At 65.5% G+C, this 15,361-nt stretch carries 12 protein-coding genes; 7 read left to right on the forward strand and 5 right to left on the reverse strand.

Features of this window, described 5'->3' with window-relative positions; translation table 11 throughout:
- Positions 1-762 (forward strand): hypothetical protein, encoded by a 762-nt coding sequence (locus tag ACLBXN_RS00220; RefSeq protein ID WP_447610737.1) that lies wholly within the window; start codon positions 1-3, stop codon positions 760-762.
- A 136-nt stretch (positions 763-898) separates the two neighbouring features.
- On the opposite strand, the gene ACLBXN_RS00225 is transcribed toward ACLBXN_RS00220, so the two are convergent.
- Positions 899-1,828, reverse strand: coding sequence for a LysR substrate-binding domain-containing protein (locus ACLBXN_RS00225; RefSeq protein WP_087085177.1), 930 nt, complete (start codon positions 1,826-1,828; stop codon positions 899-901).
- Between the two features lie 87 nt (positions 1,829-1,915).
- Here ACLBXN_RS00225 and ACLBXN_RS00230 point away from each other — a divergent pair, with 87 nt between their 5' ends.
- The 6 genes from ACLBXN_RS00230 to ACLBXN_RS00255 all read left to right on the forward strand — a co-directional run bounded on the left by ACLBXN_RS00230 (position 1,916) and on the right by ACLBXN_RS00255 (position 10,992).
- Complete coding sequence (locus tag ACLBXN_RS00230; protein ID WP_447610738.1) at positions 1,916-2,923, forward strand: hydroxyacid dehydrogenase; 1,008 nt, start codon at positions 1,916-1,918, stop codon at positions 2,921-2,923.
- On the forward strand, positions 2,920-3,615 hold the full coding sequence (locus tag ACLBXN_RS00235) for an RraA family protein (protein WP_447610739.1): 696 nt from the start codon (positions 2,920-2,922) through the stop codon (positions 3,613-3,615). The genes ACLBXN_RS00230 and ACLBXN_RS00235 overlap by 4 nt, the downstream gene beginning before the upstream one ends.
- A gap of 28 nt (positions 3,616-3,643) precedes the next feature.
- Complete coding sequence (locus tag ACLBXN_RS00240; protein ID WP_447610740.1) at positions 3,644-4,624, forward strand: Bug family tripartite tricarboxylate transporter substrate binding protein; 981 nt, start codon at positions 3,644-3,646, stop codon at positions 4,622-4,624.
- A gap of 147 nt (positions 4,625-4,771) precedes the next feature.
- The gene (locus tag ACLBXN_RS00245; protein ID WP_447610741.1) at positions 4,772-6,010 is read left to right on the forward strand and encodes an alpha-hydroxy acid oxidase; all 1,239 of its coding nucleotides are present in this window, start codon (positions 4,772-4,774) and stop codon (positions 6,008-6,010) included.
- Positions 6,011-6,277: 267 nt separating this feature from the next.
- Positions 6,278-10,384, forward strand: a complete 4,107-nt coding sequence (locus ACLBXN_RS00250) for a Pls/PosA family non-ribosomal peptide synthetase (RefSeq protein ID WP_447610743.1) — start codon at positions 6,278-6,280, stop codon at positions 10,382-10,384.
- Entirely contained in the window at positions 10,384-10,992 is a 609-nt protein-coding gene (locus ACLBXN_RS00255) for a 4'-phosphopantetheinyl transferase family protein (protein WP_447610744.1), read from the forward strand. The genes ACLBXN_RS00250 and ACLBXN_RS00255 overlap by 1 nt, the downstream gene beginning before the upstream one ends.
- A 74-nt stretch (positions 10,993-11,066) precedes the next feature.
- Here ACLBXN_RS00255 and ACLBXN_RS00260 read toward each other — a convergent pair whose 3' ends face one another.
- The 4 genes from ACLBXN_RS00260 to ACLBXN_RS00275 all read right to left on the reverse strand — a co-directional run bounded on the left by ACLBXN_RS00260 (position 11,067) and on the right by ACLBXN_RS00275 (position 15,266).
- Positions 11,067-12,353: a TRAP transporter large permease gene (locus tag ACLBXN_RS00260; protein WP_447610745.1), complete on the reverse strand. Its 1,287-nt coding sequence runs from the start codon at positions 12,351-12,353 to the stop codon at positions 11,067-11,069.
- Positions 12,354-12,510: 157 nt separating this feature from the next.
- Entirely contained in the window at positions 12,511-13,026 is a 516-nt protein-coding gene (locus ACLBXN_RS00265; protein WP_043005417.1) for a TRAP transporter small permease, read from the reverse strand.
- A 201-nt stretch (positions 13,027-13,227) separates the two neighbouring features.
- Entirely contained in the window at positions 13,228-14,214 is a 987-nt protein-coding gene (locus ACLBXN_RS00270) for a TRAP transporter substrate-binding protein (RefSeq protein ID WP_003059037.1), read from the reverse strand.
- Positions 14,215-14,465: 251 nt separating this feature from the next.
- A complete protein-coding gene (locus ACLBXN_RS00275; RefSeq protein WP_343675721.1) occupies positions 14,466-15,266 on the reverse strand; it encodes an HAD-IIB family hydrolase in 801 nt (266 codons plus the stop codon).
- Positions 15,267-15,361: the final 95 nt, after the last annotated feature.

Raw genomic sequence — 15,361 nt, forward strand, 5'->3', positions numbered from 1 at the left:
ATGTCTTTCTCGCGCGGCAACTTTCCTGCACCGGCTGAGCTGGCGGCCTCGCGTGTCGCGTGGATGGCGCAGATCGCGCGCCCACCGCTGCCGACGGCGGTGCAGGCCTGGATGACCTGGGCGCTTGGCTGGAAGGATGCGCTGCCGTGGTTACAGCTTCCTGCATGGCGTGAAGGCGCGGGCAACCGGCTCGCGATGCAGCGCGCCACCGATGCGGCAGGGCTGTGGTCTCAGACTGGTGAGTACCGCTTCGGCCTGGACCTCAAGGCCAGCACGCCCGGTGATCTGCGCTGGATCGATGGTGCGGTGGCGGATGGCTGGAGCCCGCACTGGCTGGTGCTGACCCATGGCCTGGATGGAGACCCGCTGATCGGTGACATGAGCCGGCCCGAAGTGCCTGTGCTGTGGAAGTGGCATGACGAGCCGCACCGCGCGGCCAGGCCATTGTTCGCCTCGCTCGATGAGTTGATGGCGCATGTGCAGGCCAAGGCAGCCAAAGCGCCACTTGTGCCGCGTGAAACGCGCTCTTCCGCCATCTTCTACACCGTGCGCCTGCTGGAGCTGGGGCCCGACCCGGCCAGGGTCATGCTGGCGCTCAGGAAAATCTTCACGACGATGTCTGCGCAGGAGCTGCTGAAACTCAAGACCCGGCTGCCGCTGACGCTGCTCGACGATAGCGTCAGCGCCTTGCAAAAGGACCGCCTGGTGCAGCATTTCGGGGGGCTGGGTGCGCGCGTGGAAGTGAGCGAACGTCGCTTGTAGCGCGCGCGTGGACACGGCGGTCACGAACAGCAGGCCACCGACCGGTGGCGTGATCATGACCAGCGTGAGGTTGACGATCACCGCCATGGCGAAGAGCGTGGGATTGATGCCTAGGCCTGGACGGTTTCAGCCATGCTCACATATCGTCAAAGGAAGCCTCGTCGCTGCCGAACAGCGTGGGTCCGTCGTCGCGCAGCAGCTTGAGAATCTGCTGGGCAGCGGGCGACAGGTAGCCGTCCCTGCGGCAGGTCACGCCCAGGTGACGGCGCAGCGTGGTGGCGGCAAGGCGCACCTCCTTGAGCGTGCGGCTGCGCTCCAGCCGCAGCGTGTGGCGCGAGACGAAGGTCAGCAGATCCGTCTTCGCCACCATGCGCGGCAACAGCGGAATGGAGCCCGCCTCGACCTGTACCGTGGGCGGCGACATGCCGCGCGACGTAAAAGCCTGATCCAGCCACTGGCGACTGGGAATGTTGGCGCTGGGCAGGGCCCAGGAGTGCTGCAGCAGCGCGGCCGGCGTGATGCGGGATTTTTCGAAGATGGGATGCGTGCGGCTGGCGGCCACCACGACCACATCCTCGACGATGGGGTAGGAGACCAGTTCCGCATCGCCTTCGGCCGTCAGACCGATCAGCAGGTCGAGCTGGCCTTCGCGCAGGCGGTCGCGCAGCTCCCAGCTCGGGCCGATCACGATGCTGATGGTGATCTTGCGCCCGCCGGCAAGCGCCTTGCTGCACAGCTCGGGCAGCAGATGGTCGGCGGCCACGGGGCCGCTGCCTATGCGCACATGGCCCGAAATTCCCTCGTTGAAATCGCGTACCTCGCGCAGCGCCTCCTGGCTGGCGTTGCGCAGCATGCGCGCGCGGGCCAGCAGCACCTGCCCTGCGGGCGTGAGCTGTATGCCGCGCCCGGCGCGCTCGAACAATGCTCCGCCCACTGCCTGTTCCAGCCGCTGCATGCATTTGGTCAGCGCCGGCTGGGTGCGGCCCAGCTGTTCGGCAGCCCGTCCAAGGTGGCCCAGCTCGGCCACGATCTCGAAGAAGCGCAGATCGCGCAGGTGCAGATCCATCGATGAATAAAAGTGATGATTGAATGAATATTATCGAATAGACGGAATGATTGATGCTGACAAGAATCCGGGCTCATCGGAGTCCTTATGTCAACACAAGCCTTTACCGTTTTCGTCACCGCTCCCAAGCTGGCTTCCAGCGGGGCGGATCTTCTTGCCAGGGCCGGTGCGCGGGTGATCTATCTGGCGCCCGGCGATGATGCCGGGGCGGTGGAGCGCATCATGGCCACCGAGCCCGTCGATGCCGTGATCTCGCGCACCCTGGAGCTCTCGGCACGCGCCATCGCCTCATGCCCCACGCTCAAGGTCATCTCCAAGCATGGCGTGGGCGTGAGCAATATCGATGTGGCCGCAGCCGGCGCGCGCGGCATTCCGGTCTATGTGACGCCCGGGGCGAACGCGCAGTCCGTGGCGGAGATGACCCTGGGCCTGCTGTTTGCTGCGGCCCGCCGCATTGTCTGGATGGATGCGGAAGTGCGCGGCGGCCGCTGGTCGCGCGCCCAGGATGGCATCGAGCTGTCCGGCAAGACGCTGGGCCTGGTCGGCTTCGGTCAGGTCGGCCAGCGTGTGGCCCAGGTTTGCCAGGCCCTGGGCATGCAGGTGGCCGCCTTCGATCCGGCGCTGCAGTCCAGCCCCGTGGCGGGTGTGAAGCTGCTGGCTTCGCTGGACGAGTTGTTGCCGCTGGCCGATGTGCTCAGCCTGCATGTGCCGCTCAACCGGCACACCCGCGGCATGTTGGGCGCGGCGCGACTGGCTCGCCTGCCGCAGGGCGCCATCCTGATCAATACCGCACGCGGCGAAGTGGTGGATGAACCCGCACTCGTCGAGGCCCTGCGCAGCGGCCACCTGCATGCGGCCGGTCTGGACACCATGGCCGTGGAGCCCCTGCCTGCGGACTCCGCACTGGCGGCCCTGCCGAACGTGGTTCTGACGCCGCATGTGGGTGGTTCCACGCCTGCGGCGCTGGCCGCCATGGCCGCCGGTGCGGCCGCGAATGTGCTGGGCTGGCTGCAAGGCCGGCCCGTGGCCGCCAGCCGTTGCGTGAACCCCGAGGTCCTTGAATCCCATTCCTCTTTTTCCGGAGAACCTGCATGAGCAATAGTGCAAAACAGTGGCCCGCGGGCTATCGCATCAATCCGCGCGTCCCTGGCCCCGAGGCCGAGGTCGTCGAGGCATTCAAGTCCATTCCGGTGGCGGCCATCGGCGACTCCATGAGCCGCAATGTCGGCACTCTGGGCCTGCGCCAATACCACGCCAGGCTTGATGCCGTGCTCTGCGGGCCGGCCGTCACCGTGCGTGTGCGCCCCGGCGACAACCTCATGATTCACAAGGCGCTGATGATGGTGCAGCCCGGCGATGTGCTGGTCATCGACGGCGGGGGCGATGTCTCACAGGCCCTGGTCGGCGGTCTGATGCGCACCACCTGCGTGGCGCGCAAGCTCGCCGGCCTGGTGATAGACGGTGCCATCCGCGATCTCTGCGAATGGGCCGAGGAGGGCATGCCGATCTTCGCGCGTGCTCACACCCATCGAGGTCCCAGCAAGGATGGCCCGGGCGAGATCAATGTGCCGGTTTCCTGCGCCGGCATGGCGGTGCTGCCCGGCGATCTGATCGTGGGCGATGCCGATGGCGTGATTGCCGTGCCTGCGGCGGATGCGGCCGAGATTCTGCAGCGCAGCCGGGCGCATCTGGCCAAGGAAGCCGCCATCCGTGAAAGCAATCGCGAGGGCACTGCCGACCCCGAGCGCTTCGATGCGGTGCTGCGCGCCAAGGGCCTGCCGGTCTGAGGCGGGACATTCTTTCAGGAGACAAGACATGCATAAAAGAATATTTCTGACGGCGGCTGCCTTGGCCGCACTGACCGTGGGTGTGCAGGGCATGGCCAGCGCGGCGGGCGAATGGCCTCAGCGTCCGGTGCGCATGGTGGTGCCCTTTCCGCCGGGCGGTGGCACCGACGCCACTTCGCGACTGGTGGCGGACAAGCTCAATCTGGGCATGGGCTGGACGGTGGTGGTGGACAACAAGCCGGGCGCGGGCGGCAACATCGGCCTTGATGCCGTGGCCAAGGCGGCGCCCGACGGCTACACCATAGGTATGGGCCAGGCTGCGAATCTGGCGATCAATCCCAGCCTGTATGCCAAGATGCCCTTTGATCCGCTCAAGGACTTCACGCCCATTGTCAGCGTGGCCCTGCAGCCCGTGGTGCTGACCGTGCGCGCCGGCTCGCCTTTCAAGAATCTGGGCGACTTCATCAAGGCTGCCAAGGCCAGGCCCGGCACCTACGGCGTAGCCCAGGCCGGCAACGGGACGGTGGGTCACCTGGCCGGCGAGATGCTGGCGCGCCGCGCAGGCATCCAGATCCTGCAGGTGCCCTACAAGGGCGCGAACCAGGCGATGACGGATCTACTGGGCGGACAGGTGGAGCTGTACTTCGGCAACACCGTATCCGTGATGCAGCAGCTGACCTCGGGCAAGGTCCGCGCACTGGCCGTGACTTCGGCGCAGCGCGTGCCTTCCCTGCCCGATGTGCCCACGGTGGCCGAGCAGGGCTATGCCGATTTCGAGGCTTCGACCTGGCTGGGCCTGGTGGGCCCGGCGAACATGCCGCCCGATGTGGTCAGGCGCATCGGCGACGCCACCATGAAGCTGCTGGCCACCAAGGAGGTGCAGGACAAGCTGGCGCAGGAGGGCAGCATGCCGACGCCGGCCGGTGCGGAGAAGTTCGGCGCCTGGATCAAGAGCGAGCATGCCAAGTGGGGCAAGCTGATTCGCGAAGCCCAGATCAAGCTCAACTGAGTGCCTCGGGCCGGGGCGGGCGAGCACCCGCACCGGCACCGCATTTCCTGTGCTCTGAAAGGCGTCTCAAGAGCAGCTTTTTCAATTGCAGAAAGCGCGCCTGGGGCGATTTCCTGCAACCAGTGCCAACGTTTCAGCGCCCACCTCATGCAAGCCCGATTCGATATCGAGAAATTCAACGCTCCTGCATCGTCTGCGCCGTCCCGCGCGGATGCGCAGCCGGGCATGCCTCGCAGGCTGCGCGGCATTCTGTCTCTGGATGATTTCGAGACAGCGGCGCGCAGACATCTGCCGGCGCCCATCTTTGCCTATGTGAGCGGCGGCTGCGAGACCGACAAGTCCCTGCGCGGCAACCGCGTGGTCTTCGACAGCTACCGCTGGATGAGCAGCGTGCTGACCGACACCTCAGGGCGCACGCTGGCAACGACGCTGATGGGGCAGACCTATGCAGCTCCTTTCGGTATCGCGCCTATGGGCATCAGCGCACTGTCCGCCTATCGGGGCGATCTGATCCAGGCGCGGGCCGCTGCGCGGGCCCATATCCCGGCCATACTGAGCGGCACTTCGCTGATCGCGATGGAAGAGGTGGCCAAGGCCAACCCGCAAGCCTGGTTCCAGGCCTATGTGCCCGGAGAGAAGGAGCGCATCCTCAGGCTGCTGGACCGTGTCGAGGCCGCAGGTTTCAAGACCCTGGTGGTGACGGTCGACACGCCGGTCTCGGGCAACCGCGAGAACAATATTCGCGCGGGTTTCTCGACGCCGCTGCGGCCCAGCTTGCGTCTGGCCTGGGACGGCATCACCCATCCGCGCTGGCTGCTGGGCACGGCCTTGCGCACCCTGGTTTGTCATGGCATGCCGCATTTCGAGAATTCGCAGGCCACGCGCGGGGCTCCCATTCTCTCCTCCAGCGTCACGCGCGACTTCGGGGCACGCGACCATCTGAGCTGGGATCATCTGGCCCTGATCCGCCAGCGCTGGCAAGGCAATCTGGTCGTCAAAGGGATTCTGCGGCCCCAGGATGCGCTGTCCGCGCGCGATGCAGGGGCGAACGGCATCATTCTGTCCAACCACGGCGGCAGGCAGCTCGACGGCTCGATATCGCCCATGGAGACGCTGGCGCAGGTGGTCGATATGCTGGGGCCCGAATATGCGGTCATGATCGACAGCGGCTTCCGGCGTGGCAACGATGTGCTGCTGGGACTGGCACTGGGAGCCAAGTTCGTCTTTGTGGGCCGGCCCTTCAATTACGCAGGAGCCGTGGCGGGGGAGGCGGGAATCCTGCACGCGGCCGGCATTCTGGCCTCCGAGATCCGGCGCAATATGGCCTTGATCGGTGTGCAGAGCCCGCACGGCATGCGGCGCGAGCACCTGCATCGCCGCAGCTGATCCCGCAGGTTGAGGCCACGAATTGCTTGCCGGAGGCATGCGCCCGGCAGCAGCTGCACCTTGACGCGAGGCCGCCTCTGCAGCCGTCGAGGGCCTGACAGGTTCGCTGCCGTGACTGCTCTCCATGAATGCAAATATTGTGCGACGCCGGGGCGAGAAGCCGGCTGCGCAACACTCAAAGCGAGCGGTACGCTCAATAATGGCAGACAGAAAAGAGCGGCGTCACCAGGTTCGGACGCATGGTTGCTCCGGGTAAGCCGCTGATCTATGTCTGACACTGTTTTTTTACGTGGGCCCGAGAGGCCGGACCTGCTGCGCCACGAGGTGCTGGCCGATATCTTCGAAGCGACCGCCGCAGCCCACCCCGAACAGATAGCGCTGATCGAGGGACAGGGCGAGCAGTTGCGTCAGTGCAGCTATGCGGAGATGGACGCCGATGCCGACCGCGCCGCGCACCGGCTGATCGAGGCCGGCATCCGCCCCGGCGACATGGTGGGTCTGTGGCTGCCGCGCGGCATGGAGCTGCTCACGCTGCAGCTGGCAATCGCCAAGACCGGCGCGGCCTGGCTTCCCTTCGATGCCGAAACGCCCACCGAACGCATCGCCACCTGCCTCGGCGATGCGAATGCCAAGGCGCTATTGATCGCGGAGCGGCAGACGCATCTGGTGCAAGCCCAGGCAGGTATTTCAGCGCAGGTCTTCAGCGATACCGCACTGCTGGCGCCGCTGCCGGCGGGTACGGCACTGCGCCGGCGCGATGGCGTGCAGCCCGGCCACCCGGCCTATGTGATCTATACCAGCGGCTCCACGGGCAAGCCCAAGGGTATCGCTATCACCCAGGGCAGCATCTGCCACTTTCTGCGCAGCGAGAATGCGCGGCTTGGCGTGCACCGGGGCGACAAGGTCTACCAGGGCTTCTCGGTGGCCTTCGACATGTCGTTTGAGGAGATCTGGATCAGCTACCTCGTGGGCGCGACGCTGTGGCTGGCGCCGCGCGAGATCGCCGGTGACCCGGAGGCCTTGCCGCGCGCGCTGATGGAGCAGCAGGTGACGGTGCTGCACGCCGTTCCCACGCTGCTGGCACTGTTCGCGCAGGATGTGCCGACTTTGCGTCTCATCAATCTTGGCGGCGAGATGTGCCCCGAATCCCTGGTGGCGCGCTGGGCCAACCGGGAGGACGGTGGGCAGCGCCAGATGTTCAACACCTATGGGCCGACCGAGGCCACGGTGTCGGCCAGCCTGGCCGAACTGCGGGCCGGCGAGCCGGTCACCATCGGCACGCCGCTGCCCAACTACGGCATGGTGGTGGTGCAGGTGATCGAGGCCGACAGCTTTCCGGCCGGCACCGCGCCTGCTCTGGTGGGCTTGCCGCAGGGCGAGGTCGGCGAGCTGTGCATCACCGGCCCCGGCGTGGCGGCTGGTTACCTGGGCCGCCCCGAGCTGACGGCCGAGAAATTCCTCGCCAACCCCTGGGCTCAGGGGGCGCACGATACGCGGCTGTACCGCACCGGGGATCTGGCGCGTATCGACGAGCACGGCCAGATCCACTGCCTGGGCCGGGCCGACGATCAGGTCAAGATCCGCGGTTTTCGCGTGGAGCTCGGCGAGATCGAGGCCGTGATGGCCCAGCAGCCGGGCGTGGGTACCACGGCGGTGCTGCTGCGTCAGGACGAAGGCATAGACCAGCTGGTCGCCTTCTACGTGCCCGCCGAGGTCGCCGCACCGCCCGCGCATTCCACGCTGCGTGCCGCCCTGGCCGAGCGCCTGCCGCCCTATATGGCGCCCGCGCGCTTCGAGGCGCTGGCCGAGATGCCGCGCCTGACCTCGGGCAAGATAGACCGCAAGGCACTCAAGGTCCGGCAGCTGTCCGCAGCGATGGATGCTTGCGGCTCCGACCTGCCCCAAACTCCGGCCGAGGAAGTGCTGTTCGCGGCCCTGGCCCAGCTTTTCCCGGGGCAGTCCATACGCCGCGGGCTTGATTTCTTCAGCGATCTGGGCGGGCATTCCCTGTTCGCGGCGCGGCTGACCTCGCTGCTGCGCGCCGATGCACGCTTTGCCCGGGCCACGGTGAGCACCATCTACCAGCAGCGCCACATAGGCCTGATCGCCGATGCACTGCAGGTTGCCATGCTGGCCGATGATGAAGCCGCCGAGGGCGTTCCGCCGCGGCCGTTTCGCATCCATTCCGCGTGGCGGCGCTGGCGCTGCGGCGCGGCCCAGGCGGTGGCGATTCCGCTGCTGGTGCTGATCAAGATGGCACAGTGGCTGGCGCCGTTCTTCACCTATCACTTCTTCACCGGCGACGAGAACGACTCGGTCTGGTTTGCCGTGGCCATGTCGGTGCTGGCTTTCGCGATCGCCACCCTGGCCGAATTCGCGATTGCCTGGGCCGGCAAATGGCTGGTCGCCGGGCGTCTCAAGCCCGGGCGTTACCCGCTGTGGGGATGGACCTATTTCCGCTGGTGGTTTGCCGACCGGCTGGTGGAGGCCGTGCCCATCGCGATGATCACCGGTTCCTCGCTGCACCCGCTGTGGCTGCGTGCGCTGGGCGCAAAAGTGGGCCTTGAGACCAATCTCGGCTCGATGACGGTGCGCGTTCCCGACCTGCTGGTCATCGGCGACGGCGTGAGTGTGGGCAATGCCGTGAGCCTGGAGAACGCGCGCGTCGAAGGCGGTGAGCTGGTGCTGGGCCGTATCGTCATCGGCAACCAGGTCTGCATAGGCTCATATGTGGTCGTGGAAGGCAATACCCGCCTCGAAGACTGGGCCCACCTCGAGGGTCAGTCGGCGCTGGCCGACGGCATGGTCCAGCCCGCGCGCAGCATCTGGGCCGGCTCGCCGGCGCGGGCCGTGGGCGAGTTCGACCCTGCCAGCCTGCCGCCGCGCCAGACTGCGGGTCGGCTGCGCCAGGCCCTGGGGATGCTGGTCTTCCTGGCCGGGGGGCTGCTGGTGGCCACGCTGTTCTTCATGCCGGTGTTCCCGACCTTCATGCTGATCGACGTGCTCGACGTCGAGGCGATCTCGGTGCGGCCGTTGCTGGAGCAGGGAGTGGTCGATGCGGGGGGAGCCTTCATGCTGCGCCTTCTCAAGTTCTTCGTGCTGGCACTGCCGTCCAGCCTGGTGCTGGTGGCCTGCACGGTGCTGGCGGCGGCGCTGGTGCGCTATCTGTTCCTGCCGCGTACGCGGGCCGGTACCTGGTCGGTGCACAGCGGGCGTTACCTGGGCAAATGGCTGGTCAACCAGATCCAGGAGGCGAGCCTGTCCACGCTGCACGGCATCTACGCCACGGTCTACTCCTCCACCTGGTACCGGCTGCTGGGCGCCAAGGTCGGCAGGCAGACCGAGCTGTCCACTGCGCTGGGCGTGGTGCCCGATATGTTGACGCTGGGTGACGAATGCTTTGTGGCCGATGCCGTGATGCTGGGCGACGAACTCATCGACGGCGGCTGGATGACGGTCAAGCCCACGGTGGTGTCGCGCCGCAGTTTCATCGGCAACGGCGCCTATGTGCCCGATGGCTCGACCATCCCAGAGAATGTGCTCATAGGCGTGATGACGGCCGTGCCGCGCAATGCGGACATGCAAAGTGGCGATACCTGGCTGGGGGCACCCGCGATCAATTTGCCGGCGCGCGAGGTCGCACAGGGCTATCCCGAGCATCTGACGTTTGCGCCTTCTGCGTGGCGGCGAGTCGCGCGCGGGTTGGTGGAGGCCGTTCGCATTGCCGTTCCACATGCGCTGGTGATTGCCGTCGGCTATGCCATTGTGCTGGATGCGATGCCTCTGGCTTCTGAAGAGCGCTGGGGGGCCGTGGTGCTGGACCTGGCCATTTCGGGGGTGGTCTTCGGGATCGCGGCGTTCTTTCTGGTGGCGCTGTTCAAATGGCTGGCGATCAGGCGCTACGGCAAGACGGCCGTGCCCATGTGGACACCTTTTGTCTGGCTCTCCGAGGCTGCGACCAATATGTACGAGGGCATGGCCGTGCCCAACTTCCTGCGTTACCTGCGTGGCACACCCTGGCTGCCATTGGCCATGAACCTGATGGGCTGCAGGATTGCGGCCAGCGTCTATCTGGATACCACCGACATCACCGAGCATGACTGCGTGACGATAGGCGCCCACAGCGAGCTCAACGCGCTGTGCTGCCCGCAGACTCATCTGTTCGAGGACCGGGTGATGAAGATCGACCATGTGTCCATAGGCAGCCGCGTGACCATGGGCGCGCGCTGCACTGTGCTCTACAGTGCCAGCGTGGGCGACGACGTACAGCTCGGGCCGCTGACCCTGGTGATGAAGGGCGAGACCCTGCCCGCGCGCACGCGCTGGGAAGGCGCGCCGGCCGCACCGGCCCGGCGCCGCACCGGGATGGCCTGATGCAGACCCGGCCCTGCGTCTTTGCCGGCGAGCGGCGAGCCGATGCGCCGCAGCTGCGGTTGGTACAGGGTCTGGATGCCGCAGACCGTGACAGGGCGCGAGGTCAGGCTCGGGCGGCGCTGCGAACCTGTCTGGCACCGGAGCTAGGCTGTACCGAGGCCGAGTTGGAGGTCAGCAATCTGCGCAACCAGGCGCCGCGGTTGTTGCTGCGCGGCAAGCCGCTTGTGGCGCCGCACTGTTCCATCAGCCATGCGCCGGGACTGGCACTGCTGGCCTGGCATGACCGGTCTGCGGTAGGTGTGGATATCCAGGCCGTGGACGAGACCACGCCGCGCCGCGAGCTGGAGGAGGTAGCGCGCCTGTTTCTGAGGCCGGAAACCGCTCGGAAGCTTCTGGATATTGCGCCGGATACTCTTTTTTCTGAAGCATTTGCGAGCGCCTGGACGCAGCACGAAGCCAGGCTTAAATGCGCCGGCCTGGGTCTGGCGGAATGGAGCGGCTCGTTGCAGGCGCGGCTGACGGGTATGAACTGCGCACCGCTGGAGCCCGCAGCTGGCTATGCGGGCGCCGTGGCCTGGTATGGCGCTGCCGGCGGCGGCGTGCGCTGAACAGGCCGTACATCAGGATTCGGTCGCCCAAAAAAAAGGCTGCCGGAGGCAGCCTTGGCGGGTGAGCGCAGTGCTTACTGGAAGCCCAGCGTATGCGGCAGCCAGGTGGAGAGTGCCGGAATGAAGGTCAGCAGGCACAGCACGACGAAGTGGGCCAGCAGGAACAGCGGCATCTCGCGCGTCAGATCGGTGATGGACACGCGCGTGGACACGGCGGTCACGAACAGCAGGCCGCCGACCGGCGGCGTGATCATGCCCAGCGTGAGGTTGACGATCACCACCATGGCGAAGTGCGTGGGATCGATGCCCAGGCTGAAGGCGATGGGCGCGAGAATGGGCACCAGAATCATCACGCCGGGCAGCGGCTCCATGAAGATGCCGAAGATCAGCAGCAGAATATTCACGGCAATCAGGAACATCACGGGCGAGAGTTCCCAGCTCACGATCAGCTCGGACAGATACTGCGGAATGCCTTCCACCGTGAGCACCCAGGCAAATGCTGCCGAGGTCGCCATCACCAGCAGCACCGAGGCCGTGAGCATGGCCGAGCGCGCCAGGATGCCGGGCAGAGCCGACCACTTGAGCGTGCGGTAAACCCATTTGCCGCAGACCAGGGCATAGAACACGGCCACGACGGACGCTTCCGTGGGCGTGAAGATGCCGAAGCGGATGCCGACCACGATGAGCACGATGAGCATCAGCGCAGGGATGGCCTTGAAGCTGGTGCTCCACATCTCGCGTGCCGAAGGGCGCGGCTCGGTGCTGCGGTAGTTGCGCTTCTTGCAGACCCACCAGTTGACGGCCGCCATGGCCAGCGCGATCAGAATGCCGGGAATGAAACCGGCCATGAACAGGCCGCCCACGGACACATTCTCATCCTGCAGCGCATAGATGATCATGCTCACCGATGGCGGAATGATGGGGCCCACGATGGCGGTGCTGGCCGTCAGCGCGGCCGCATAGGGACGGCTGTAGCCTGCCTTGTCCATCATCTTGACCATCATGGAGCCGGGGCCGGCTGCATCGGCCAGGGCCGAGCCAGAGATGCCCGAGAACATGGTCAGCGACAGCACATTGGCATAGCCCAGGCCGCCGCGCAGATGGCCGACGAACTGGGCGGCGAAGCGCAGCAGCACGGCCGTGAGCGCACCGCCCGACATCAGCTCCGCGGCCAGGATGAAGAAGGGCACGGCCATCAGCGGAAAGCTGTCGATGCCCGTGAACATTTCCTTGAAGACGATCAGCTGTGGATAACGTCCGCCGACAAAGACTGCAAGGGCTGCCGAGATGGCCAGCGCAAACGCCACCGGAAAGCCCAGCGTGAGCAGGGCGATGATGGCAACAAATAAAGTGATACCCATGATGTTTCAATCGATCAGTGATTCGTGGCGCAATGCATAAAACTGGCCTGACCCAAGCCAGGGACAGCGAGCAAGGGCCTATGCCGGCCGCGCCGCCCCGCGGCGAGGCTGTCGTCCCCCTTCCAGGGGGAAGGCGCGCAGCGACTCAGGGGGTGTTTCATATCGATGCTGCGGCATCCGCATCCATTTCATCGGACTCGGCGAAGCTGCCTGCGGTGATGTAGCCGCGTGCGATGAACAGCAGATGGATCAGCATCAGCACAAAGCCCACAGGCATGGCGCCGTAGATATAGGAGATCGGAATGTCCGTGGCCGCCGTGGTCTGAAAGCGTGTGGCGTACACATACTGCGAGGAGGTCACGGTCATCACCACAAAGAAGACCGCCAGGATCAGCACGACAAAGCCGCGCATGGCCTGCGCCTTGCGGGTGCTCACGCTGCGGTGCAGATTGTCGATGGCCACATGGCCGCCAAAGCGCAGCACCAGGCCGGAGCCCAGAAAAGTGACCCAGATCATCATGTGGCGGGCCACTTCCTCGGCCCAGACGATGGAGTCGCCCGTGGTGTAGCGCAGCACCACGTTGGCAAAGACGATGCAGGCCATGGCCAGCAGCAGCAAGATCAGCAGCCAGCGATTGCCGGCCACGAGAATGCGTTCGATACGATCAAGCATAGGAGTGGGGGTGAGCAGAGGCAGCGGCGAAGCCTGCCGCAAGAGCCGGCTGCGTCACGGAGTTGAAGGCTGCGTCATCATCGGCGGGAATTGGCGCAAGTCCATTCGTGCTGACCGCAGCCGGGCAAGGACCTGCCTTGCCCGGGAGTGAGAAAAATGCATGGGCCTGCCTCAGCGGAGGCCGTCCCATGGTGCCGGTGCTTACTTGACGGCGGTGATGGAGTCCAGCGTCTTCTGGCCGAACTTCTTGGCGTATTCCTTGTACGCGGGCTCCAGCGCGGTGCGGAAGGCGGCCTGATCAACCTTCTCCACGACCTTCATGCCGTTGGCCTTGGCTTCTTCAACGCCCTTCTTCTCCACGTTGTCCACAAAGGCGCGCGAGGCCAGCGCACCCTTCTTGGCGGCTTCCGTGAAGGCGGTCTTCTGGGCGGCGTTCAGCGAACCCCAGAAGGAGGGCGACACGATCAGGGCCATGGGGGCGTAGACGTGGGAGGTCAGGGTCAGGTGCTTTTGCACTTGCCACAGCTTGGCGGACACCAGCACGGAGATGGGGTTCTCCTGGCCGTCGATCGTGCCTTGCTGCAGCGCACCGATGACTTCGGGCCAGGACATGGGAGTGGGTGAGGCACCCAGGGTGCGGAAGGCCGTGATGTGCACGGGGTTCTCGGTCACGCGGATCTTCAGGCCCTTGAGGTCAGCCACGCCATTGACGGCATGCTTGTTGTTGCTCAGATGGCGAAAGCCCTGCTCGCCCCAGGCCAGCGCGATCAGGCCGCGCTTCTGGAACTTGGCCAGCAGGTCCTGACCGAAGGCACCGTCCATCACGGCACGTGCGTGCTGGGTGTCGCGGAACAGGAAGGGGATGTCCACCACGCCCACATCGGGCACGAAGTTGCTCAGGGCGCCGGTGGAGACGATGGCGGCTTCCACGGTGCCCAGCTGCAGGCCTTCGATCAGCTCACGCTCGCCGCCCAGGGCGGAGGCGGGGAACTGCTTGAACTTGTAGGCACCGTTGGTGCCCTTTTCCACGCCTTCGGCCCAGGCGTTGGCGGCAGCGCCGTAATGGGAGTTGACGGCCAGCGCATAGCCGATCTTGACTTCCTTGCCCTGGGCAAATGCAGTGCCTGCGGTCAGGGCGGCTGTTGCTGCCACGGCCGTGGCGACAAAGGTGCGGCGAATCATGCGCATGGTGTTGGTCTCTCAGAAATGTTTTGAAATGAATCAAAAATTGTAGTGAGTGCCAACCGTGGGTTTTTACGCATCCGGGGGTCGTCTTGTACGGGTGGATGCATCGTGTTTGGCGATGGATGGGCGTCAAAAAAGGCCTCCGTGCCGGCAAGCACGGAGGCCTTTGAAAATGAGAGCTGTTTACGCTTGTTCTCAAACGATTTCAGATCATTTTGATGTTGAAATCGTTAACCAAAGAGCGGTTGCAGCTACTATTTTTGCTGAGCCAGCAGCTGATCGGCAAGCTGCACAAAGCCGTCGCCGCGCTCGGCCGTGGTCACATAGCGCGGCAGATGCCTGAGCTGGGGCACGAAGCGCGCGATATTGGCCACGCCCACGCTGTGGGGCATGTGCTCGAACATCTGCTGGTCGTTGGTCGAGTCGCCGATATACACCCAGCGCGTCAGCGTGGCGTCCAGATCGATGTCGAACAGCTCGCGCGTGATCCAGCGCGCACCTTCGAGCTTGTTGTGCTCGCCGAACCAGCCGTTGATGTGGATGGAGCTGACGGTGGCATTCATGCCGGCCGCCTTCATGATGGCCACGCATTCATCGATCTGTGCCTGGGGCATGTTCGTGAATTCGCTGTGGTCCACGGCGATATCGCATTCACGGCCGGCCGAGTCCGTGGCGCGTTTGGCGCCGGGCACGGTGGCCTCGATCTGCTCGAGCACCTGCTGCATGCGGGCAAAGTTGCGGGCGCGCTCGTCGGCAGATTGCTGGTAGAGCTTGTCCAGGCCGCCTTGGGCATTGCGGCGCAGGGCCACGGCACCGTTCTCGGCCACGATGGCGTCCACGGGCCAGGCCGATGCAAACGGCACGCTCCAGCCCACGGGACGACCGGTGATGGGCACCACTTTCAGACCCGCATCCTTGAGGCGCGCAATGGCGGCCACCACATGCTCGGGCACCACGCCCTCGGTGGTCAGCGTGTCGTCGATATCGGTCAGCACGCCCAGCAGCTTGGCAGGTGTCTGCAGTTCAGACAAAGGGCGCAGAAATTCTTGGCTCACAACAAACTCTCTCGATGTTGATCCTCGCCTGAGGCTAGCGCGGTCCAACTCAGAGACATCGAGCAAGAGCCGCCTCGCAGCGAGGATGTCGTCCC

It is taken from the genome of Comamonas sp. C24C (assembly GCF_053345995.1).